This is a genomic window from Psittacicella gerlachiana, assembly GCF_003585965.1.
Taxonomy (GTDB): Bacteria; Pseudomonadota; Gammaproteobacteria; order Enterobacterales; family Psittacicellaceae; genus Psittacicella; species Psittacicella gerlachiana.
The window spans coordinates 1-1,102 of record NZ_NRJF01000212.1 but is presented as its reverse complement, the minus strand read 5'-3'; the positions used below and the strand labels follow the sequence as shown (position 1 = coordinate 1,102).

General features: G+C 30.5%; 2 protein-coding genes. Both read right to left on the bottom strand.

Going from position 1 to position 1,102, the window contains the following annotated elements:
- Nucleotides 1–29: 29 nt before the first annotated feature.
- Entirely contained in the window at nucleotides 30–680 is a 651-nt protein-coding gene (locus CKF59_RS06700) for a superoxide dismutase (protein WP_119535169.1), read from the bottom strand.
- Between the two features lie 84 nt (nucleotides 681–764).
- The coding region (locus CKF59_RS06695; protein WP_222985662.1) for a hypothetical protein at nucleotides 765–1,102 on the bottom strand (338 nt) is incomplete at its 5' end.

The following is a 1,102-nucleotide window of genomic DNA, read 5'->3' as shown; positions in this document are numbered from 1 at the left end:
CTACAATTATTTTATCTACAAAGAAGCTATTATCTTAAACCTTCTTTACAATCTGCTGATTTTTTATTTAAACGATCTAAAACCACATCCCAGTTTACAACATTCCAAAATGCTGATACATACTCTGGACGACGATTTTGATATTTTAAGTAGTAAGCGTGTTCCCAAACATCTAAGCCTAATAAAGGAGTACCTTCAACGCCAGCAACCTCAACACCCATTAATGGATTATCTTGATTTGCAGTACTTACTACTTTTAATTTATCATCAGCCGTTAAAACTAACCAAGCCCAACCAGAACCAAAACGTGTAGCAGCCGCTTTTTCAAACTCAGCTTTAAATGCTCCTACTGATCCAAAATCTTCAACTAATTTTGCTTCTAAAGCAGATGGTAAAGCCACATCTTTCTTTAAAGATTCCCAAAATAAAGTATGGTTATAGTGTCCACCTACATTATTACGTAATGCAGTTTTTACGTCAGCAGGAAGATCTTTTACGCCACGACAAAAACATGCAGGACAGTCTTTAAATAATTCAGGATGCTTTTCAAATACTGCGTTAGCATTATTTACATAAGCAGCGTGATGTTTATCATGGTGGATTTCCATAGTTGCTGCATCTAAAAATGGCTCTAACGCATTAAAGTCATAACCTAATTCAGGTAATGTGTATTTTGACATTATCAAATCTCCTAATTAAAATAAACTAAAATATCCCCTATATAATACAACGAATCTACCCAAATTACCTAAAAATAAAGGATACTATAAGCTATTTATAAAATTTTTTATCTGTAAAACAGGATATTGTAAATTTAATTCACTTAATTTTTCTGTACTAATTAAGAGATAAATATTCTCTAAAATTTTCTTAACATTTAAACTATCTAGGATCTCTTTATCATAAATAACATTTGTTGCAAATTTGCTTAAATACAGCTTTTGTTCTTCTTCGATATTTATTACCATATCCTTTAAAATAGATAAAAGCTGTGAAGAGAGATCTTGACTAAAACTTTTATAAGCAAAAGGTATGTCTGTTTCAGTACTAAAAGTAATATTTTTATCTTTAATTCTCTTCAAAAATCCTTTACGCTTTATAG

Bases quoted from the DNA above. Each gene is read 5' to 3' on its own strand.
- CKF59_RS06700 (WP_119535169.1), bottom strand. From the start codon at position 680: ATGTCAAAATACACATTACCTGAATTAGGTTATGACTTTAATGCGTTA.